Origin of the sequence: Streptomyces sp. NPDC051452, assembly GCF_044454765.1 — a bacterium.
Lineage (GTDB): Bacteria > Actinomycetota > Actinomycetes > Streptomycetales > Streptomycetaceae > Streptomyces.
The window spans coordinates 237,155-257,506 of the sequence record NZ_JBITEB010000004.1; the positions used below are offsets into that span (position 1 = coordinate 237,155).

Annotated in this window: 15 protein-coding genes and 1 tRNA gene; 9 read left to right on the forward strand and 7 right to left on the reverse strand. The window is 71.1% G+C overall.

Translation table 11 applies throughout. The features are described from left to right. Positions 1-48: 48 nt before the first annotated feature. The 8 genes from ACIBA9_RS13315 to ACIBA9_RS13350 all read left to right on the forward strand — a co-directional run bounded on the left by ACIBA9_RS13315 (position 49) and on the right by ACIBA9_RS13350 (position 10,121). On the forward strand, positions 49-2,388 hold the full coding sequence (locus ACIBA9_RS13315; protein WP_399362481.1) for an FdhF/YdeP family oxidoreductase: 2,340 nt from the start codon (positions 49-51) through the stop codon (positions 2,386-2,388). Positions 2,389-2,435: 47 nt separating this feature from the next. Next, positions 2,436-2,927 (forward strand): hotdog fold thioesterase, encoded by a 492-nt coding sequence (locus tag ACIBA9_RS13320; protein WP_399362483.1) that lies wholly within the window; start codon positions 2,436-2,438, stop codon positions 2,925-2,927. Positions 2,928-3,423: 496 nt separating this feature from the next. After that, on the forward strand, positions 3,424-4,059 hold the full coding sequence (locus ACIBA9_RS13325; protein WP_399362485.1) for a Tat pathway signal sequence domain protein: 636 nt from the start codon (positions 3,424-3,426) through the stop codon (positions 4,057-4,059). Positions 4,060-4,361: 302 nt separating this feature from the next. After that, positions 4,362-5,597 (forward strand): branched-chain amino acid ABC transporter substrate-binding protein, encoded by a 1,236-nt coding sequence (locus ACIBA9_RS13330; protein ID WP_362153731.1) that lies wholly within the window; start codon positions 4,362-4,364, stop codon positions 5,595-5,597. Positions 5,598-5,711: 114 nt separating this feature from the next. After that, positions 5,712-6,641, forward strand: coding sequence for a branched-chain amino acid ABC transporter permease (locus ACIBA9_RS13335; protein WP_399362487.1), 930 nt, complete (start codon positions 5,712-5,714; stop codon positions 6,639-6,641). Between the two features lie 5 nt (positions 6,642-6,646). Further along, positions 6,647-8,473 (forward strand): branched-chain amino acid ABC transporter permease, encoded by a 1,827-nt coding sequence (locus ACIBA9_RS13340; protein WP_399362488.1) that lies wholly within the window; start codon positions 6,647-6,649, stop codon positions 8,471-8,473. 5 nt (positions 8,474-8,478) lie between these two features. Beyond that, positions 8,479-9,408, forward strand: a complete 930-nt coding sequence (locus tag ACIBA9_RS13345) for an ABC transporter ATP-binding protein (RefSeq protein ID WP_399362490.1) — start codon at positions 8,479-8,481, stop codon at positions 9,406-9,408. Continuing rightward, the gene (locus ACIBA9_RS13350; RefSeq protein WP_362153739.1) at positions 9,405-10,121 is read left to right on the forward strand and encodes an ABC transporter ATP-binding protein; all 717 of its coding nucleotides are present in this window, start codon (positions 9,405-9,407) and stop codon (positions 10,119-10,121) included. The genes ACIBA9_RS13345 and ACIBA9_RS13350 overlap by 4 nt, the downstream gene beginning before the upstream one ends. A gap of 138 nt (positions 10,122-10,259) precedes the next feature. Here ACIBA9_RS13350 and ACIBA9_RS13355 read toward each other — a convergent pair whose 3' ends face one another. Then, a complete protein-coding gene (locus tag ACIBA9_RS13355) occupies positions 10,260-10,916 on the reverse strand; it encodes a response regulator (RefSeq protein WP_362153741.1) in 657 nt (218 codons plus the stop codon). Positions 10,917-11,016: 100 nt separating this feature from the next. On the opposite strand from ACIBA9_RS13355, the gene ACIBA9_RS13360 reads away from it, so the two are divergent. Then, positions 11,017-11,091, forward strand: a tRNA-Leu gene (locus ACIBA9_RS13360). 76 nt (positions 11,092-11,167) lie between these two features. Here the strand turns inward: ACIBA9_RS13360 and pyk are convergent. The 6 genes from pyk to ACIBA9_RS13390 all read right to left on the reverse strand — a co-directional run bounded on the left by pyk (position 11,168) and on the right by ACIBA9_RS13390 (position 20,290). Then, the gene (gene pyk, locus ACIBA9_RS13365) at positions 11,168-12,607 is read right to left on the reverse strand and encodes a pyruvate kinase (RefSeq protein WP_399362493.1); all 1,440 of its coding nucleotides are present in this window, start codon (positions 12,605-12,607) and stop codon (positions 11,168-11,170) included. Positions 12,608-12,801: 194 nt separating this feature from the next. After that, positions 12,802-14,214 carry a lysine N(6)-hydroxylase/L-ornithine N(5)-oxygenase family protein gene (locus ACIBA9_RS13370; RefSeq protein ID WP_399362495.1) on the reverse strand — a complete coding sequence of 471 codons (1,413 nt, stop codon included), beginning with the start codon at positions 14,212-14,214 and terminating at the stop codon, positions 12,802-12,804. Beyond that, on the reverse strand, positions 14,211-15,569 hold the full coding sequence (locus ACIBA9_RS13375; protein WP_399362497.1) for a pyridoxal phosphate-dependent decarboxylase family protein: 1,359 nt from the start codon (positions 15,567-15,569) through the stop codon (positions 14,211-14,213). The genes ACIBA9_RS13370 and ACIBA9_RS13375 overlap by 4 nt, the downstream gene beginning before the upstream one ends. Positions 15,570-16,398: 829 nt before the next feature. After that, positions 16,399-18,888, reverse strand: a complete 2,490-nt coding sequence (pepN, locus tag ACIBA9_RS13380; protein ID WP_399362499.1) for an aminopeptidase N — start codon at positions 18,886-18,888, stop codon at positions 16,399-16,401. Between the two features lie 144 nt (positions 18,889-19,032). After that, entirely contained in the window at positions 19,033-19,365 is a 333-nt protein-coding gene (locus tag ACIBA9_RS13385) for a chorismate mutase (protein WP_362153753.1), read from the reverse strand. A gap of 34 nt (positions 19,366-19,399) precedes the next feature. Next, positions 19,400-20,290 (reverse strand): helix-turn-helix domain-containing protein, encoded by an 891-nt coding sequence (locus ACIBA9_RS13390; protein WP_399362501.1) that lies wholly within the window; start codon positions 20,288-20,290, stop codon positions 19,400-19,402. Positions 20,291-20,352 lie beyond the last annotated feature (62 nt).

The following is a 20,352-nucleotide window of genomic DNA, read 5'->3' on the forward strand; positions in this document are numbered from 1 at the left end:
CGAGCTCATACGCGGTCGGACTCGACACAGTCGAAGGGGGAGCGTGCGATGGCGACGAAGCCGCCCCAGGGGGATCCGGTCCAGGACGCGCCGCGGGTCGGGGAGCCGAAGCACGCGGCGGCGGGCCTGCCCGCCATCGGGCACACGCTGCGCATCGCCCAGCAGCAGATGGGCGTCAGGCGCACCGCGCTGACGCTGCTGCGGGTGAACCAGAAGGACGGCTTCGACTGCCCCGGCTGCGCCTGGCCCGAACCGGACCACCGGCACAAGGCGGAGTTCTGCGAGAACGGCGCGAAGGCGGTGGCCGAGGAGGCGACGCTGCGCCGGGTCACGCCCGAGTTCTTCGCCGCGCACTCCGTCGCGGACCTGGCCGGCCGCAGCGGCTACTGGCTGGGCCAGCAGGGGCGGCTCACGCACCCCATGTACCTGCCGGAGGGGGCGGAGCACTACGAGCCGGTCGCCTGGGAGCGCGCCTTCGACATCATCGCCGAGGAGATCAACGCCCTAGGCTCCCCCGACGAGGCCGTCTTCTACACCTCGGGCCGCACCAGCAACGAGGCGGCGTTCCTGTACCAGCTCTTCGCGCGCGAGCTCGGCACGAACAACCTTCCGGACTGCTCGAACATGTGCCACGAGTCGTCGGGCTCGGCGCTGTCGGAGACGATCGGGATCGGTAAGGGCAGCGTCCTGCTGGAGGACCTGTACCAGGCCGATCTGATCATCGTCGCCGGGCAGAACCCCGGGACGAACCACCCGCGCATGCTCTCGGCCCTGGAGAAGGCCAAGGCGAACGGCGCGCGGATCATCAGCGTCAACCCGCTGCCCGAGGCCGGTCTGGAGCGGTTCAAGAACCCGCAGACCCCTCAGGGCATGCTCAAGGGCGCCGCGCTCACCGATCTTTTCCTGCAGATCCGCATCGGCGGCGACCAGGCGCTCTTCCGTCTCCTCAACAAGCTGGTCCTGGAGACGCCGGGCGCGGTCGACGAGGAGTTCGTCAAGGAACACACCCACGGCTTCGCGGAGTTCGCCGAGGCCGCCCGGGCCGCCGACTGGGACGAGACGCTCGCGGCCACCGGTCTCGCGCGCGCGGAGATCGAGAAGGCCCTCGGCATGGTGCTCGCCTCGCAGCGGACCATCGTCTGCTGGGCCATGGGGCTCACCCAGCACAAGCACGCGGTGCCGACCATCCGCGAGGTGGTCAACTTCCTGCTGCTGCGCGGCAACATCGGCCGCCCGGGCGCGGGCGTGTGCCCGGTGCGCGGCCACTCCAACGTGCAGGGCGACCGCACGATGGGCATCTTCGAGCGGCCCGCGCCGGCCTTCCTGGACGCGTTGGAGAAGGAGTTCGGCTTCGCGCCGCCGCGCGAGCACGGCTTCGATGTCGTACGGGCCATCCGCGCGTTGCGCGACGGCGAGGCGAAGGTGTTCTTCGCGATGGGCGGCAACTTCGTCTCGGCGTCCCCCGACACCGAGGTGACGGAGGCGGCGATGCGGCGCGCGCGGCTGACCGTGCACGTGTCGACCAAGCTGAACCGCTCGCACGTGGTCACCGGCGCGCGGGCGCTGATCCTGCCCACGCTGGGGCGGACGGAACGCGATGCGCAGAGTTCCGGCGAGCAGTTCGTGACGGTCGAGGACTCCATGGGGATGGTGCACGCCTCCCGGGGGCGGCTCGCGCCGGCGAGTCCCGGTCTGCGGTCGGAGCCGGCCATCGTCTGCGGTCTCGCGCGCCGGGTGCTCGGTGAGAGAAGCGTCGTGCCGTGGGAGGAGTTCGAGCGGGACTACGCGACGATCCGTGACCGCATCGCGCGCGTGGTCCCCGGCTTCGCGGACTTCAACGAGCGTGTGGCGCGGCCCGGCGGCTTCACCCTGCCGCACGCCCCGCGCGACGAGCGCCGCTTCCCGACGGCCACCGGCAAGGCGAACTTCACGGCGGCGCCGGTGGAGTACCCCGAACTGCCCGAGGGCCGGTTGCTGTTGCAGACGCTGCGCTCGCACGACCAGTACAACACCACGATCTACGGGCTCGACGACCGCTACCGGGGCATCACGGACGGGCGCCGGGTGGTGCTGGTGCATCCCGAGGACGCGCGGCGGCTCTCGGTCGCCGAGGGGGCGTACGTGGATCTGGTGAGCGAGTGGAAGGACGGGGTGGAGCGGCGGGCTCCCGGTTTCCGGGTCGTGTTCTATCCGACCGCGCGGGGATGCGCGGCGGCGTACTACCCGGAGACGAACGTGCTCGTCCCGCTGGACTCCACCGCCGACACCAGCAACACCCCGGCGAGCAAGTCCGTCGTCGTACGACTGGAGCCATCCGTCCCGCAGGGTGCCCGCGAGGGTGTCCGGCAGCGCGGGGCGGGGCTTCTGGAACAATCGGCGACCGACTGAGCGTTTGCTCAGCCAAGAGACAGGTGTACGACGAACGGAGCCGGCCGATGGGCGAGCAGCAGCGAGTGAAGTTCCCGCAGGAGATCATCGACGAGTACGCGGCGCTCGGTGTGGACCTGCCCGCCCTGTTCTCGGCCGGCCACCTCGGCACGCGGATGGGCGTGCAGATCCTGGAGGCCTCGCCGGAGAAGGTCGTCGCGACCATGCCGGTGGAGGGCAACACCCAGCCGTACGGGCTGCTGCACGGCGGCGCGTCCGCGGTGCTGGCGGAGACCATCGGCTCGATCGGCTCCATGCTGCACGGCGGCAGTTCGAAGATCGCGGTCGGCGTGGACCTCAACTGCACGCACCATCGCGGTGTCCGCTCGGGGATGGTGACCGGCGTGGCCACTCCCGTGCACCGGGGCCGTTCGACGGCGACGTACGAGATCGTGATCAGCGACGAGGAGGGCCACCGGGTGTGCTCCGCCCGGCTGACCTGTCTGCTGCGGGACGTGCGGCCGGGCGACGCCGCGCAGGCGCGCCCCGCCGCCGACTGAACCGCTCGCCGGACGACCGGGGCGCCGTGATCCGACGCGGGCCCCGGGCCACGGCGAGTGCGAACCCCTGCCGGACCGTTGCCCTTCGCCGCCCCTCCCCTTAGCTTCGGCACATGGGTCGGCGCGCAGCCCCCGGGGCGGGGTCGAGGTTCCTGGTGGCCGCAGCGGTCCTGCCGGCGCTGCTGTGGACGACAGCCTGTGACCGATCCGGCGCCTTTGGGCACACGACCCCGGCACCGGTCTCCGGTGCCGCTCTGTGCACCCGACTGGTCGTGCACTGGTCGCGCGAGGTCCTCGACGGCGGCACCTACGGCGATTACCAGTCGATGGGCCTGTCCACTGGGCAATACGAGATTCTCAGGAAGGTCGTGGACACGGCGGAGGCCGCCCGTCGACATCAAACCCCCTCGCGAGTAAACGAACTGATCACGCGTCAGGCTCGGGCGGCGTGTACCGAGCGCTACCGTCACGGAGCCCCGAGCCAAGGCCCCTGGCAATGAGCGGCATCGGGCCCCTGGAACCGGGCGAGGGCACGCGCGCGCGAGACAACACGCCGCCACCGGTGCCCCGTTCGGCCGGGCGGGCGCGGATGTTCCTCGCCGCCTGGTACGACCGGAACCGACGCACCGCCCTCACCCTCGTCGCGCTCGCCGTACTCCTCGGCGGCGCGGGTGCCCTCTTCGCCACCCGGCCCCGGCCCGCGCCGCCGCCCTCCGCACCCCGGCCGGCCCAAGTGCCGTACCCCGCACAGGCGGTGGCCGTGACGTTCCTCGACGGCCGGCGCACTCCCGCTGGCGCGCCGCCGCGCAGTTTCAGCTTCGCGGTACTGGTGAGCGTGGAGTCGGGGCCGCCGGTCACGGTGACCCGGGTGACCCAGCCGTACGCCGGGCTCTCCCTGCGAACGGACCCCGTGGTGCCCTTCCGGACAAAGGCCGGTTCGGCCCGCAAGATCACCATAACGATGCACGTGACGCATTGCCGGGGCGTTCCCATGAACGCCGGACTTCCTTTCCTCGACGTAACTCTACGTAATACACGTGCAATACAGATTCACGGCTTCATCCTTGGTTCGCGCTACGCCCGGCACCTCTCCCGGGCCCTGAAAGTCGCCTGCAGCAACAGTGCGCCGTAATCACCAAAACCCTTGAGACACCTGATCGCATCGGGGTGAGTCCTGCGGATTCTCACCATGTGGACAGGGCGAAACGGCTGGAATTCCGCCGTTCCCCCCACGGGGTACCGCTCTGCATTACCTCGTGTCATAACAAGAGCGTCACAGCCTTGGTCAGACTCTCCTCCACGTTCCCCACACACGCTTAGAGTCACGGCCAGTCACCGCGCCATCGGATTCATCACTCCGGCCGTCACTCTTGGGGCAGGCGCGCGGCTCGACCGTTTCCACGGGGATGCGGTTGTCCAGGGAAAGGACTGATCGTGCGTCAACGTTCGCTCATCGCCATCACCGCCGCTCTGGCAGCGGGAGCGCTCACCCTCACCGCCTGCGGTTCGCGCGACAGCGGCGACAAGGGCTCCGACTCCAGCAATGGCGGCACCACCGTCACCATCGGCGTCGACGCCCCGCTGACCGGCGACCTGTCCGCGCTCGGCCTGGGCATCAAGAACTCGGTGGACCTCGCGGCCAAGACCGCCAACAAGAAGAACTACGTCAAGGGCGTCACGTTCAAGGTCAAGGCCCTGGACGACCAGGCCCAGCCTTCCTCCGGTCAGCAGAACGCCTCCACGTTCGTCTCCGAGAAGGACGTCCTCGGTGTCGTCGGGCCGCTGAACTCCTCGGTCGCCGAGTCGATGCAGAAGGTCTTCGACGACGCCAAGCTGGCCGAGGTCTCCCCGGCCAACACCAACCCGGCGCTGACCCAGGGCACCGACTGGCAGAAGACCAAGAAGCGCCTCTACAAGTCGTACTTCCGCACCGCGACCACGGACGCCGTCCAGGGTCCCTTCGCCGCGCAGTACGTATACAACAAGGCCAAGAAGACCAAGGTCTTCGTCATCGACGACAAGAAGACCTACGGCGCCGGCCTCGCCGCCACCTTCACCGAGGAGTTCAAGAAGCTCGGTGGCAAGGTGGTCGGCACCGAGCACATCAACCCCGACACCAAGGACTTCTCCGCGGTCGCCACCAAGGTGAAGAACTCCGGTGCCCAGGTGGTCTACTACGGCGGCGAGTACCCGCAGGCCGGTCCGCTCAGCAAGCAGATCAAGGCCGCCGGCGCCAAGGTCCCGCTGGTCGGCGGCGACGGCATCTTCGACCCCACCTTCATCAAGCTGGGCGGCGCCGCCTCCACCGGCGACCTCGCCACCTCGGTCGGCGCGCCGGTCGAGACGCTGCCCTCGGCCAAGGAGTTCGTGGCCAACTACAAGGCGGCGGGTTACAAGGAGGAGTACGCGGCCTACGGCGGCTACTCCTACGACTCCGCCTGGTCGATCATCGAGGCCGTGAAGAAGGCCGTCGACGACAACGGCGGCAAGCTGCCCGACGACGCCCGCGCCAAGGTCACCGCCGCGCTGCAGAACGTCTCCTTCGACGGCGTGACCGGCAAGGTCTCCTTCGACGAGTACGGTGACGCGACCAACAAGCAGCTCACCGTCTACTCCGTGACGTCCAACGCCTGGAAGGCCGTGGAGTCCGGCACCTTCAACGGGAGCTGACCCGCACACCGTGCATCAGCAGAGCCGCGCGGGGCGCTGTTCCACTGGCGCCCCGCGCGGACTCGCATCCGGCCTACATCCGTCGAACTTTCCGAACGTCTCGGAGGACATGCGGTGAACGAACTGCCGCAGCAGCTGGTCAACGGCCTGCTACTGGGATCCATGTACGGGCTGGTCGCCATCGGCTACACAATGGTCTACGGCATTGTCCAGCTCATCAACTTCGCCCACGGCGAGATATTCATGACGGGAGCGTTCGGCGCTCTCACCGTTTGGCTCTGGCTTCCCGGCGGCACCACCATGTGGATCGCGCTGCCGCTGATGATCGTGGGCGCCGTCATCGTCGCGGTCGCCATCGCCGTCGGAGCGGAACGATTCGCCTACCGGCCCCTGCGCACCGCGCCGCGCCTCGCCCCCCTCATCACCGCCATCGGTCTCTCCCTGGCGCTGCAGCAGGCGGTGTGGGCCTGGTACCCCGAGGCGAAGTCGGCGCGCACCTTCCCGCAGATCGACGGGGGCCCCTTCGAGATCGGCAGCGTCACCATCCAGACCGGCGACATCTTCCTGGTCGCCGCCGCCCCGATCAGCATGGCGATCCTCGCCTACTTCGTGATGAAGACCCGCACCGGCCGCGGCATGCAGGCGACCGCGCAGGACCCGGACACCGCCAAGCTGATGGGCGTCAACACCGACCGCATCATCGTGATCGCGTTCGCCCTCGGTGCCGCGTTCGCGGCGGTCGGCGCCGTCGCCTACGGCCTGAAGTACGGCGAGATCAACTTCCGTATGGGCTTCATCCTCGGCCTGAAGGCGTTCACCGCCGCCGTCCTCGGCGGCATCGGCAACATCTACGGAGCCATGATCGGCGGCGTGGTCCTCGGCGTGGCCGAGACCCTCGCCACCGCCTACATCGCCGACATCCCGGGCATGAACCAGTTCGGCAGCCAGTCCTGGGCCGACGTCTGGGCCTTCGTACTCCTCATCCTCGTACTGCTGTTCAGGCCACAGGGCCTGCTCGGCGAGCGCGTCGCGGACAGGGCGTGAGACCGATGACCACACAGACCACCGCATCCGAGACTCCCGACGCCCGCAGGGCCGACGCCCCGGCCGGTCTGCTGCCCCTGCCGGAGAAGGCCGCCCGCGCCCTCGCCCTCGGCGGCAGCGTGCTGACGGTCGTCTCCACCTTCCTCGCCTGGACCTGGACCGCCGACTTCCCCGGTGACCTGACCGTCTACGGCTACCCGGGCGGCCTGCAGGTCCTCGTCCTCATCGGCGCGGCCGTCGCCACCCTGTTCGCCCTGGCCTCCTACGGCGTGCGGGGCCTTGGCTGGCTGGTGCCCGCCGGCCCCGACGCCGCCCTGCGGCTCGCCACGCTGGCCACCTTCGCCACGAGCTGGTACGCGGTCCTCGCGATCAGCACCGAACTCGGCGGCCTCGTCAACCTGGAGCCCGGCGGGTTCCTGGTCGCCATCGGCAGCCTCGTCGCCCTGGCCGGCGCCCTGGCGCTGCCCTTCCAGCGGCCCGAGCCCGACCCGATCGACCCCGACGACACGGACTGGGAGAAGTTCAAGCACGGCCTCGGGCACAAGTGGGAGACGACCAAGGCGCTCTTCACCGCCGGTTCGCCCCGCCCCGTGGGCACGCTCCCGTCGTACGCCGAGATCCTGATCATCGTCGCGGTCCTCGCGCTGGGCCTGACCGTCTTCACCTACGGCATCGGCACCGAGTACGACGAGCTGTTCGTCGGCTTCCTGATCACCGCGGGCCTGCTGTTCGCCGCCCTCAACAAGGCGGGCCTGGTCGCCCAGGCCTCGCAGATCACCGCCCGGCACCAGAACATCACCACCTGCGGCGCCTTCGTCGCCGCGGCGCTGTTCCCCTTCACCCAGACCGACGACCAGTACGCGACCCTCGGCGTCTACATCCTGATCTTCGCCACCGTCGCCCTCGGTCTGAACATCGTCGTCGGCCTCGCCGGCCTCCTCGACCTCGGTTACGTCGCCTTCCTCGGCGTCGGCGCCTATGCGGCGGCCCTGGTCTCCGGCTCGCCCAGCTCGCCGTTCCACGTGCACTTCCCGTTCTGGGCGGCCGTACTCGTGGGCGCCGCCGCCTCGCTCGTCTTCGGTGTGCTCATCGGCGCCCCGACGCTGCGGCTGCGTGGTGACTACCTGGCGATCGTCACCCTCGGCTTCGGTGAGATCTTCCGCATCACGGCGAACAACCTCGACGGCACCTCGGGGCCGGACCTCACCAACGGCTCCAACGGCATCTCCTCGATCCCCAACCTCGACGTCCTCGGCTTCGACTTCGGCGCCCAGCACGACATGGGCGGGTTCACCATCGGCCGGTTCGCCAACTACTTCTTCCTGATGCTGATCATCACCGCGATCGTGGTGCTGGTCTTCCGCCGCAGCGGCAACTCCCGCATCGGGCGGGCCTGGGTGGCCATCCGCGAGGACGAGACCGCCGCGCTCGCCATGGGCATCAACGGCTTCCGGGTCAAGCTGATCGCCTTCGCGGTCGGCGCCTCGCTCGCCGGTCTCGCGGGCACCGTGCAGGCCCACGTCACCTACACGGTGACGCCCGAGCAGTACCTGTTCGCCGGCCCCATCCCGCCCAACTCGGCGTTCCTGCTCGCCGCGGTCGTCCTCGGCGGCATGGGCACCATCAGCGGTCCGCTGATCGGCGCGGCCCTGCTCTTCCTGATCCCGAACAAGCTCCAGTTCCTCGGCAACTACCAGCTCTTCGCCTTCGGTCTCGCGCTCATCCTGCTGATGCGATTCCGTCCCGAGGGCCTCATCCCCAACCGGCGCCGCCAGCTCGAGTTCCACGAGGATGCCGAAGCGCCCACCCTCCTGACGAAGGCGGGGGCCTGACCACCATGACCACCGACACCACCACCAAGGACTCCGCCGCCGCGCCCGCCGCGCCCGGCGAGACCGTCCTCGACGCCCGCGGCGTGACCATGCGCTTCGGCGGCCTGACCGCCGTACGCGGCGTCGACCTCACCGTCAACGCCGGCGAGATCGTCGGCCTGATCGGCCCCAACGGCGCCGGCAAGACGACCTTCTTCAACTGCCTGACCGGCCTGTACATCCCCACCGAGGGAGAGGTCCGGTACAAGGGCGCCGTCCTGCCGGCGAAGTCCTTCAAGGTCACCGAGGCCGGCATCGCGCGGACGTTCCAGAACATCCGGCTGTTCGCGAACATGACGGTCCTGGAGAACGTGCTCGTCGGCCGGCACACCCGGACCAAGGAGGGGTTCTGGTCGGCCGTGCTGCGCGGACCCGGCTTCCACCGGGCCGAGAAGGCCTCCCGGGACCGGGCCATGGAGCTGCTGCGGTTCGTGGGCCTGGAGCACAAGTCCGAGCACCTCGCCCGCAATCTGCCCTACGGCGAGCAGCGCAAGCTGGAGATCGCCCGCGCCCTGGCCAGCGAGCCCGGGCTGCTGCTGCTCGACGAGCCGACGGCCGGCATGAACCCCCAGGAGACCCGGACCACCGAGGAACTGGTCTTCGCCATCCGGGACATGGGTATCGCCGTCCTCGTCATCGAGCACGACATGCGCTTCATCTTCAACCTGTGCGACCGCGTGGCCGTGCTGGTGCAGGGCGAGAAGCTGATCGAGGGCGACAGCGCGACCGTCCAGGGCGACGAGCGGGTGATCGCCGCCTACCTCGGCGAGCCCTTCGAGGACGCGCCCGGCGCCGAGGAGGTGGCCGAGGTGGAGGCCGCCGAAGCGCACGCCGAGACCACGACGGACGCCGGGACCACGACGGACGCCGCGCCCGGCAAGGAGGACGACCGATGACCGCACTGCTCGAAGTCGAGGACCTGCGGGTCGCCTACGGCAAGATCGAGGCCGTCAAGGGCATCTCCTTCAAGGTCGAGGCCGGTCAGGTGGTCACCCTCATCGGCACCAACGGCGCCGGCAAGACCACCACGCTGCGCACGCTCTCCGGTCTGCTGAAGCCGGTCGGCGGGCAGATCAGATTCAACGGCAAGTCGCTGAAGAAGGTGCCGGCGCACCAGGTGGTCTCGCTCGGGCTCGCCCACTCCCCCGAGGGGCGGCACATCTTCCCGCGCATGACCATCGAGGACAATCTGCGCCTGGGCGCGTTCCTGCGCAGCGACAAGCCGGGCATCGAGAAGGACATCCAGCGCGCCTACGACCTCTTCCCCATCCTCGGGGAGCGCAGGAAGCAGGCCGCGGGCACCCTCTCGGGCGGTGAGCAGCAGATGCTCGCGATGGGCAGGGCGCTGATGTCCCAGCCCAAGCTGCTGATGCTGGACGAGCCGTCCATGGGCCTGTCGCCGATCATGATGCAGAAGATCATGGCGACGATCGCGGAGCTGAAGTCCCAGGGCACCACGATCCTGCTGGTGGAGCAGAACGCCCAGGCGGCGCTCTCACTGGCCGACCAGGGGCATGTGATGGAGATCGGCAACATCGTCCTGTCCGGCTCCGGCCAGGACCTGCTGCACGACGAGTCCGTGCGCAAGGCCTATCTCGGCGAGGACTGACCGGGACCGGACGAGCGGGACCGCACGGCCGGCACCGATCGGCCGGGACGACGACGAGGCCCGCGCCCCCTTCTCCGGGGCGCGGGCCTCGTCGCCTGCGTACGGCCGGACCGCGCATCCGCGGGACCGGACGCGGGGTCAGTCCTTCTTGCCGGCCTTCTTCTCGTCGCTGTCGGCGATGACGGCCTCGGCCACCTGCTGCATCGACATGCGGCGGTCCATCGACGTCTTCTGGATCCAGCGGAAGGCGGCGGGCTCGGTCAGGCCGTACTCGGTCTGCAGGACGGACTTCGCCCGGTCGACCAGCTTGCGGGTCTCCAGCCTCAGGGTGAGGTCGGCGACCTCCTGTTCCAGCTGCTTCAGCTCGGTGAAGCGGGAGACGGCCATCTCGATGGCCGGCACGACGTCGCTCTTGCTGAACGGCTTGACCAGGTAGGCCATCGCACCGGCGTCCCGGGCGCGCTCGACGAGGTCCCGCTGCGAGAACGCGGTGAGCATCAGAACGGGCGCGATGGACTCCTCGGCGATCTTCTCGGCCGCGGAGATGCCGTCCAGCTTGGGCATCTTCACGTCCAGGATGACCAGGTCCGGCTTGTGCTCGCGGGCCAACTCGACGGCCTGCTCACCGTCCCCGGCCTCGCCGACGACGGTGTACCCCTCCTCCTCCAGCATCTCCTTCAGATCGAGCCGGATCAGGGCCTCGTCCTCGGCGATGACGACACGGGTCGTCAGCGGAGGCACGTGCGACTTGTCGTCGTCGGGCGCGTCTACGGGCTGGGGCGACTCGGCGGTCACGGGGGCTCCTCGTTCAGGGCAGGGGTACTGCTGACAAGAGCCTACCTAGCTACGGTATGGTGGACGCGCGGAGGGTCAGGGGAGACCTTGGATTCTGCGAGCCCCGGTAGCCCAATTGGCAGCAGGCAACGGATTCAAAACCCGTACAGTGTCGGTTCGAGTCCGACCCGGGGCACTTTTCCTTGTTTTCCAAGGTCAGCGTACTGCGAGGCCCCTTCGGGTGAGGGGCCTCTTTTCATGCCTCCGGGTGCCTACGCCTTCGGACTGTCGTCCTCACCGATGTGGTGGACACGGACCATGTTGGTCGAGCCGGAGACCCCGGGCGGGGAGCCCGCCGTGATCACCACGACGTCGCCCTTCCGGCAGCGACCGTACTTCAGCAGCAGCTCGTCCACCTGGTCGACCATGGCGTCCGTGGAGTCCACGTGCGGGCCGAGGTAGGTCTCGGTGCCCCAGGTGAGGCTGAGCTGGGAGCGGGTGGCCTGCTCCGGGGTGAACGCGAGCAGCGGGATCGGCGAGCGGTACCGGGAGAGCCGGCGGGCGGTGTCCCCCGACTGGGTGAACGCCACCAGGAACCTCGCGCCGAGGAAGTCGCCCATCTCGGCGGCGGCCCGGGCGACCGCGCCGGCCTGGGTGCGCGGCTTGTTCTGTTCGTTCAGCGGCGGCAGGCCCTTGGCCAGCATGTCCTCCTCGGCCGCCGTGACGATCTTCGCCATGGTGCGCACGGTCTCGATCGGGTACTTGCCGACGCTGGTCTCGCCGGAGAGCATCACCGCGTCCGTGCCGTCGAGGACCGCGTTGGCCACGTCGGAGGCCTCGGCCCGGGTCGGCCGGGAGTTGTCGATCATCGAGTCCAGCATCTGGGTGGCGACGATGACCGGCTTGGCGTTGCGCCGGGCGAGCTTGACGGCGCGCTTCTGGACGATCGGGACCTGCTCCAGCGGCATCTCCACGCCCAGATCACCGCGCGCGACCATGATGCCGTCGAAGGCGGCCACGATGTCCTCGATGTTCTCGACGGCCTGCGGCTTCTCGACCTTGGCGATCACCGGGAGGCGCCGGCCCTCCTCGGCCATGATGCGGTGCACGCCCCGGGCGTCGGCGCCGCTGCGGACGAAGGAGAGGGCGATGACGTCGAAGCCGGTGCGCAGCGCCCAGCGCAGATCCTCCTCGTCCTTGCCCGAGAGGGCGGGGACGGAGACGGCGACGCCGGGGAGGTTCAGTCCCTTGTGGTCGGAGACCACTCCGCCCTCGACCACCCGGGTGCGGACCCGGGGGCCGTCGACGGAGGTGACCTCCAGGCAGACCTTGCCGTCGTCCACGAGGACGCGCTCACCGGGAGCGACGTCGGCGGCGAGACCGGCGTAGGTGGTGCCGCAGCGGTGGCGGTCGCCCTCGACGCCCTCCTCCACGGTGATGGTGAACGTGTCACCGCGTTCAAGCAGTACCGGTCCCTCGGCGAAACGGCCGAGCCGGATCTTCGGACCTTGAAGGTCGGCGAGGAGTCCGACGCTGCGGCCGGTTTCGTCGGACGCCTTGCGCACCCGCCGGTAGCGCTCCTCGTGCTCGGTGTGAGTGCCGTGGCTGAGGTTGAACCGGGCGACGTCCATTCCGGCCTCGACCAGTGCCTTGATCTGGTCGTACGAGTCGGTGGCGGGCCCCAATGTACAAACGATCTTCGCTCGGCGCATGTATTCGAGCCTAGGCCTTACCGGCCGGTAGAGAATCCGGGCCGCATGACTACTCAACAACCTTTACGTGAAGCGTTATTGACAAGTGTTGAAGTGTGCGGCCACTCGCTCCGATGAGCGATTTTCTCTTGCCCCGGATTCCGCTCCCGGAAAATCACCGGAACGGAATGCCCCCAAATGAAACTCCGATGCCGTCACCTTTCCTCCACGAGCGGGGTCAGCCGCCTCGTCTGGCGGGCCTGCGGCACCCTGGAGTGCGATTCGTCCAGTCCGAAGGTGGTGAAGGCCGTCCGTACCGGCAGCGGATAGGGCTCCTTACCGCTCAGCGAGTTGAGGATGGTGGCGCTGCGCCAGGCGGCGAGGCCGAGATCGGGGGCGCCGACGCCATGGGTGTGCACTTCGGCGTTCTGGACGTACACCGAGCCGGTGACCGACGGGTCCAGGACCAGCCGGAACTCCTCGTCGACCCGTGGGCGTTCGCTGCTGTCGCGGCGCAGGTAGGGGTCGAGGCCGGCCAGGATGCGGCCGAGGGGGCGTTCACGGTAGCCGGTGGCGAGGACGACCGCGTCGGTGGTGAGCCGGGAGCGGCTGTCCTGCTGGAGGTGCTCCAGATGGAGTTCCACCCTGGTGGTGGCGATCCGGCCGGCCGTGCGCACGCGGACACCGGGGGTGAGGGAGGCGTCGGGCCAGCCGCCGTCCAGGGTGCGCCGGTACAGCTCGTCGTGGATGGCGGCGAGCGTGCCGGCGTCGATGCCCTTGTGCAGCTGCCACTGGGCGGCGACCAGCCGGTCCCGGACCGGCTCGGCGAGGGCGTGGAAGTAGCGGGTGTAGTCGGGCGTGAAGTGTTCCAGGCCGAGTTTGGAGTACTCCATCGGCGCGAACGCCTCGGTACGGCCGATCCAGTGCAGTTTCTCGCGGCCGGCGGGGCGGTGGCGCAGCAGGTCGAGGAAGATCTCGGCGCCGGACTGTCCGGACCCGACGACGGTGACATGCCCGGCGGCCAGGACGGTGTCGCGGTGGGCGAGGTAGTCGGCGGCGTGCAGCACGGGCACGCCGGGCGCCTCCACCAGGGGCTGGAGCGGGTCGGGCACGTAGGGGGCGGTGCCGACGCCGAGGACGATGTTGCGGGTGTAGGTACGGCCCAGCGCCTCGGCCTCGCCGTCGGCGTCCAGCTGGGTGAAGTCGACCTCGAACACGTCCCGTTCGGGGTTCCAGCGGACGGCGTCGACCTGGTGGCGGAAGTGCAGCCCGGGCAGGCTCTGCGCGACCCAGCGGCAGTAGGCGTCGTACTCGGCGCGCTGGATGTGGAAGCGCTCGGAGAAGTAGAAGGGGAAGATCCGCTCGCGGGTCCTGAGGTAGTTCAGGAAGCTCCAGGAGCTGGTGGGGTCGGCGAGGGTCACCAGGTCGGCGAGGAAGGGTACCTGGATGGTGGCCCCCTCGATGAGCAGACCGGGGTGCCAGTCGAAGCCGGGGCGCTGCTCGTAGAAGACGGTGTCGAGTTCGGCGAGCGGGTGGGCGAGGGCCGCGAGGGAGAGGTTGCACGGTCCGATGCCGATGCCGACCAGATCGCGGGGGGACGCGGGCTCGGAGTGTGGGGGGATGGTCATCCGACGGTCGTTCCTTCTACGAGTTTGAGGAGCTGGACCAGTTCGTCCAGCCGCGTGTGGGGGTTGAGGAGGGTGGCCTTGAGCCAGAGCCGGCCGTCGAGCCGGGCCCGGCCGAGGACGGCCCGGCCTTCGCGCAGCAGGGTGCGGCGTACGGCGGCCACGGCGGCGTCGTCGGCCTCGGCGGGCCGGAACAGGACGGTGCTGATCACGGGCCGGTCGTACAGCTCGTAGCCCGGGTGCGCCCCGATGTGCGCGGCGAACTCACGGGCGGTGGCGCACACCTGGTCGACCAGGGCGCCCAGACCGCCGCGTCCGAGCGTCTTCAGGGTGACGGCGATCTTGAGGATGTCGGGGCGGCGGGTGGTGCGCAGGGAGCGGCCGAGCAGGTCGGGCAGCCCCGCCTCGGTGTCGTCGTCGGCGTTCAGGTAGTCGGCGTGGTGGTGGAGCGCCGCCAGTTCGCCGGGGTGGCCGACGGCGAGGAGGCCGGCGGCGACCGGCTGCCAGCCGAGTTTGTGCAGGTCGAGCGTGACGGTGTGGGCGGCTTCGAGCCCGGCGAGCTTGTCGTGGTGTCGGTCGCTGAACAGCAGGCCGCCGCCGTAGGCCGCGTCGATGTGCAGGCGGGCGCCGTGGGTGGCGCACAGCCGGGCGATCTCGGGCAGCGGGTCGATGAGTCCGGCGTCGGTGGTGCCGGCGGTCGCCGCGACCAGCAGCGGGCCGGGCACGCTCGCGAGGGCCTCGCTCAGGGCGACCGGGTCGAGGATGCCGCGCGGCGCCGGGACGACGACCGGATCGGGCAGGCCGAGCAGCCAGGCCGCGCGCGGCAGCGAGTGGTGGGCGTTGGCCCCGCACACCAGCCGGACGCCGCCGTGCGCCTCGCGGGCGAGCAGCAGGGCGAGCTGGTTGGACTCGGTGCCGCCGGTGGTGACCAGCGCGTCGGCCAGGCCGGCTGCGCGCGCGAGGGCGCGGGTGACCGCGGCCTCCAGGGCGGCGGCGGCCGGGGCCTGGTCCCAGGAGTCCAGGGAGGGGTTGAGGGCGCTCACGGCGAGGTCCGCGGCAGTGGCCACGGCGAGGGGCGGGCAGTGCAGGTGGGCCGCGCACAGCGGGTCGGCGGGGTCCGCGGCGCCCTCGGCGAGGGCGTGCACGAGGGTGCGCAGGGCGGCTGGGTCGCCGTGGTCCGGCAGGACTTCGCCGACGGCGTCGGCGGCGCGCGCGGCGACGGCTTCCGGCCCCCCGGCGGGCAGCGGGCCGCCACGCGCCCGGCCACCGGTCGCGAGCGCGTCCAGGACCGTTCGGAGCAGCGGCCGCAGGGCGTCCGGTCCGTCTGGCCCCGAGGCGAGGGGCGGCGGCATGCTCATGGCTTTCCTCCGGGGCGCGAGGACGGTGCCCGGGGGTTTCCGTGGGGACGTTTCCGGCCGGGGCTTCCAGCTTGTACGGGAACAACGCCGTGTGTCCCGAAAGCCCGACGAGGAGTACCCGAAAGTGGGTACTGCCGTACGAGGAAAACGTGTTGGAGTGGCGCCTGTGCCGTGCGGGGCCGGGGGTAACGGTCGACGGCGTTTCGCCCTCGGGGACAGACGCACCGGACCGGGTCGGCCCTTCGGCGGGAGGTGCGCGCCGACGGCGGCCGCCGAGACACGCGAGGCAGACCCGGGCGCGAGTGGGGCCCGGTCCGCCGTGCGGGCGCGGACCGGAAGGGGGCGGGCGCACCGGACAGGGTCCGCCCTGCCGGCGGGAGGTGCGCGCCGACGGCGGCCGCCGCGCCGCGCGAGGCAGACCCGGGCGCGAGCGGGGTCCGGTCCGCCGCGCGGGCGCCGACCGGAAGGGGGCGGGCGCACCGGACAGGGTCCGCCCTGCCGGCGGGAGGTGCGCGCCGACGGCAGCCTCCGCGACACGCGAGGCAGACCCGGGCGCGAGCGGGGTCCGGTCCGCCGTGCGGGCGCCGACCGGAAGGGGGCGGGCGCACCGGACAGGGTCCCCCCTTCCGGCGGGAGGCGCGCGCCGACGGCGGCCGCCGAGACGCGCGAGGCAGGCCCGGGCGCGGGTGGGGTCCGGTCCGCCGTGCGGGCGCGGACCGGGAGGGGGCGCGCGGGACCGTGTCAGTTGCCCGAGCCGGTCGCTCTGGGCCGGATCGGCGCGGTGGGAGGACGGGACGCGGCGGCCGGGGTGGCGGCCGCCGCGGTCGGTTTACGGCTGCTGCTCGCCGCGTACGCGCAAGGCGCGGGACAGGTCGTCGAGGCGGTCGGCCAGGGTGCGGTGCAGGGCCGGGATGAGGTCGGCCTCGCGCAGACAGGCCTCGCCGAGGCGCAGGTTCTCGGAGTCCACGGCGTGGGCCGGGAAGGCCCAGCGGCCGGCGGCGACGGCGATGGCGGGGCCGCGGCGGGCGGCCACGGCGACGGCGTCCTGGTAGAAGCGCGGCACGTACTCCCGTACCAGCTCCGCCTGTTCGGGCTGCCAGAAGCCCTGCGCGGTGGCCGTGAACAGGTAGTTGGACAGGTCGTCGCCGGTGAACATCGCCTCCCAGGCCGCACGCTTGGCCGCCGGCTCGGGCAGGGCGGCACGGCAGCGGGCGGCACCCTCCTGGCCGGTGGCGCTCGGGTCGCGCTCCAGCTCAGCCGCGATGGCGGCCTCGTCGGTCGCGCCGAGCACGGCGAGCCGGCCGAGGACGCGCCAGCGCAGCTCGGGGTCGAGCTCCGGGCCGCCGGGCACCGTGCCGTCGGCGAGCCAGGCGGCGATGGCGTCCGGGTGCGCGGCCACACCGATCATGTGCCGCACGGCGACCAGGCGCAGGCCCGGGTTGTCGCCGTCCTCGGTGCGCCGCAGCAGGTCACGGCAGAGGGAGGTGAGCGTGGCCAGCGCGGCCGGCCGGTCCTCGGGAGCGAGGTACTGGTCGGCGATCTGTCCGGAGGCGAAGGCGAGGACGCCCTGGACGACGGCCAGGTCGCTCTCGCGCGGCAGGTGCGCGCGGGCCGTCTCCAGATAGGCGGCGGGCGGCAGTTCGCCGTCGCGCACGGCGTCCCTGAGCGCGTTCCAGACCACCGCGCGCGTGAGCGGGTCGGGCAGCCCGGACAGGCCGGCGCGGATCGCCTCGAAGGAGCCGTCGTCGAAGCGGACCTTGGCGTAGCTGAGGTCGCCGTCGTTGAGCAGGAGCAGGGCGGGACGCTTGCCGACGGGGCGCGGGGCGGTCTGCGGGATGTCGAGGTCGAGGCGCTCGCGCAGCACCAGCCGGCCCTCGTCGGCGACGTCGTGGTCGTACAGGCCGACGGCGAGGCGGTGCGGGCGGCTGCCGGCGCGGTCGACGGTGAGCGTGCAGGTGCCCTCGGCGGCGGCGAGGACGGGCGTGAGGGTGTCGATGCCGGTGGTGCGCAGCCAGGCGTCGGCCCAGGCGTGCACGTCGCGGTCGGTGGCCGAGGCGAGGGAGTCGATGAAGTCGGCGAGGGTGGCGTTGCCGAACTTGTGCCGCTTGAAGTGGGTGTTGATGCCGGCGATGAAGTCCTTCTCGCCGAGCCAGGTCGCCAGCTGGCGCAGCGCGGAGGCGCCCTTGGCGTAGGAGATCCCGTCGAAGTTGAGCAGCGCGGAAGCCGTGTCGTCGACTGCTTCGGGGGCGACCGGGTGGGTGGTGGGCCGCTGGTCGGCGTCGTAGCCCCAGGCCTTGCGGGTGACGGCGAACTCGGTCCACGGGTCGGTGAACCGGGTGGCCTCGGCGGTCGTCTGGTAGCCCATGTACTCGGCGAAGGACTCGTTCAGCCAGATGTCGTCCCACCACCGGAGGGTGACGAGGTCGCCGAACCACATGTGCGCCATCTCGTGCGCGATGACCATGGCGCGGGTCTGCCGCTCGGTGTCGGTGACGGCGGAGCGGTAGACGAAGTCGTCGCGGAAGGTCACCAGGCCCGGGTTCTCCATGGCGCCCGCGTTGAACTCGGGGACGAAGGCCTGGTCGTAGGAGTCGAAGGGGTAGGGCTCCTCGAACTTCTCGTGGTAGCGGTCGAAGCACGCGCGCGTGATGTCGAGGATCTCGTCGGCGTCGGTGTCGAGGTACGGCGCGAGGGAGCGGCGGCAGTGGATGCCGAAGGGCAGCCCGCGGTGCTCGGTGCGCACCGAGTACCAGGGGCCCGCGGCGACGGCGGCGAGGTAGGTGGAGATCAGGGGGGTGGGCGCGGCCTGCCAGACTCCGTCGGCGCGCTGCTCGGTGACGCCGTTGGAGAGGACGCTCCAGCCCTCCGGCGCCTTCACGGCGATCTCGAAGACGGCCTTCAGATCGGGCTGGTCGAAGGCGGCGAAGACCCGCTGGAGGTCGTCCATGAACATCTGCGTGTAGACGTACGTCTCGCCGTCGCTGGGGTCGGTGAAGCGGTGCATGCCCTCACCGGTGCGCGAGTAGCGCATGACGGCGTCCACCCGCAGCTCGTGCTCGCCGGCCGTGAGGTTCCTCAGCGGCAGCCGCCCGTCGTGCAGCGTCTCCGGGTCCAGGGGCCGCCCGTCGAGCGTGGCCTCGCGCAGCTCGACCGGCTTCAGCTCGACGAAGGTGTCACCGTCGGACCGTGCGGTGAACCGGATGACGGTGCGGGAGCCGAAGGTCTCCTCGCCGGTGGTGAGGTCCAGTTCGAGCGTGTAGCGGTGGACGTCGAGGAACTGTGCTCGGAGCTGCGCCTCATCGCGCGTGAGTACGGACATGCGGGCCATGCTGCCCGATGGGACCGACAGCGCACAGGGGCGGATCGGATACACGCCTTTTGTCCGGCCCGCCGCTGCCCCCGGATCCGCTCCCGCCACGCGGCCCGCGGCCGGCCTCCGGCGCGCGTGCCGTTTCCTCGGGGATCAGCGCCCCTGGGTGTCCTCCGCGATGCGCTCGTGGTGTCTGATCACCTCGGCGATGATGAAATTGAGGAACTTCTCGGCGAACGCCGGGTCGAGCTTGGCGTTCTCGGCGAGGCGGCGCAGGCGTTCGATCTGCCGGGACTCGCGCGCCGGGTCGGCGGGCGGCAGCTGGTGCACCGCCTTGAGCCTGCCGACCTGCTGGGTGGCCTTGAAACGTTCGGCGAGCATGTGGACGACGGCCGCGTCGATGTTGTCGATGCTGTCGCGCAGCCGCTCCAGTTCCTGGCGGACCTCGGGGTCCACGGCACCGGTGCCGGTGTTGCTGGTGGTCATGGCGGTCCACCCTATGCGGTGGCGGGGGGCGGACTCAGCCGGTGTCCGGGGACTGGATCATCGGCGGATCGCCGGGGTCGGGCACCCGGTCGCTCCAGCCGCCGGGGACGGTACGGCCCTGCTGCGCGCGGAAGCGGACGGGGGCGAGGCCCACGCGCCGGGTGAACAGCCGGGAGAAGTAGGCGGGGTCGTCGTAGCCGACGCGCCGGGCCACGGCCGCGACGGGCAGCTCGGTGCCGGCGAGGAGTTCCTTGGCGCGGCCGAGGCGGATGCCGAGCAGATAGTCCTTGGGGCTGCACCCGGCGGCCCGGCGGACCGCGTGGCGCAGCTCGGCGGTGGTCATCCCGTGCCGCGCGGCGTGGTCGGCCACGCTCATCGGGGCGTAGGCGTCCCGGGCCAGGGCCTGGAGCACCTGGTCGCCGTCCGGGGCGAGGTCGGCGCGGGCGCGGCGCAGGGCGACGAGGAGTTCGTGCACGGCGGCGCCGGTCTCCACCTCCAGCAGGGGGTTGCCGCGGCGGGCGGCGCGGGCGATGCGGGCGATGACCGCGCGCGGGGCGGCGGCGTCGGAGAGCGGGACGACGGGCCGCTCGGGTTCGATGTAGCCGAGTTCGGTATAGGTGGGCGCGGCCGGTCCGGCGAAGTCGACGAAGCCCTCGTCCCAGCCGGTGCCCGGGTCGGGCGCGTAGTGGTGGGGCACGCCCGGGGTGAGCCACAGCAGGGCCGGCGCGGTGACGGCGGTGCGGCGCCCGTCGGCACCCCGGTACCAGCCGCCACCCGTGCTGATCACGACGGCCACGTGGTGCCCCAGGGTGCGCGGGCCGACCGTGGGCAGCGCGCCGTGCTGGAGGCCGACGCCGAGGCAGACCAGGCCGAGGCGGTGGTGGGCGGGGCCGGGACTGAAGAACCGCATCCAGGTCTGGTACATCGCAGCTCCTCCCGGCGTCGGCGGCGGACTTTTGTCCAAGCAGCGCCGATCTTCGTCCATGG

Bases quoted from the DNA above. Each gene is read 5' to 3' on its own strand.
- ACIBA9_RS13315 (WP_399362481.1), top strand. From the start codon at position 49: ATGGCGACGAAGCCGCCCCAGGGGGATCCGGTCCAGGACGCGCCGCGG.
- ACIBA9_RS13320 (WP_399362483.1), top strand. From the start codon at position 2,436: ATGGGCGAGCAGCAGCGAGTGAAGTTCCCGCAGGAGATCATCGACGAG.
- ACIBA9_RS13325 (WP_399362485.1), top strand. From the start codon at position 3,424: ATGAGCGGCATCGGGCCCCTGGAACCGGGCGAGGGCACGCGCGCGCGA.
- ACIBA9_RS13340 (WP_399362488.1), top strand. From the start codon at position 6,647: ATGACCACACAGACCACCGCATCCGAGACTCCCGACGCCCGCAGGGCC.
- ACIBA9_RS13345 (WP_399362490.1), top strand. From the start codon at position 8,479: ATGACCACCGACACCACCACCAAGGACTCCGCCGCCGCGCCCGCCGCG.
- ACIBA9_RS13350 (WP_362153739.1), top strand. From the start codon at position 9,405: ATGACCGCACTGCTCGAAGTCGAGGACCTGCGGGTCGCCTACGGCAAG.
- pyk (WP_399362493.1), bottom strand. From the start codon at position 12,607: ATGCGCCGAGCGAAGATCGTTTGTACATTGGGGCCCGCCACCGACTCG.
- ACIBA9_RS13370 (WP_399362495.1), bottom strand. From the start codon at position 14,214: ATGACCATCCCCCCACACTCCGAGCCCGCGTCCCCCCGCGATCTGGTC.
- ACIBA9_RS13375 (WP_399362497.1), bottom strand. From the start codon at position 15,569: ATGAGCATGCCGCCGCCCCTCGCCTCGGGGCCAGACGGACCGGACGCC.
- pepN (WP_399362499.1), bottom strand. From the start codon at position 18,888: ATGTCCGTACTCACGCGCGATGAGGCGCAGCTCCGAGCACAGTTCCTC.
- ACIBA9_RS13385 (WP_362153753.1), bottom strand. From the start codon at position 19,365: ATGACCACCAGCAACACCGGCACCGGTGCCGTGGACCCCGAGGTCCGC.
- ACIBA9_RS13390 (WP_399362501.1), bottom strand. From the start codon at position 20,290: ATGTACCAGACCTGGATGCGGTTCTTCAGTCCCGGCCCCGCCCACCAC.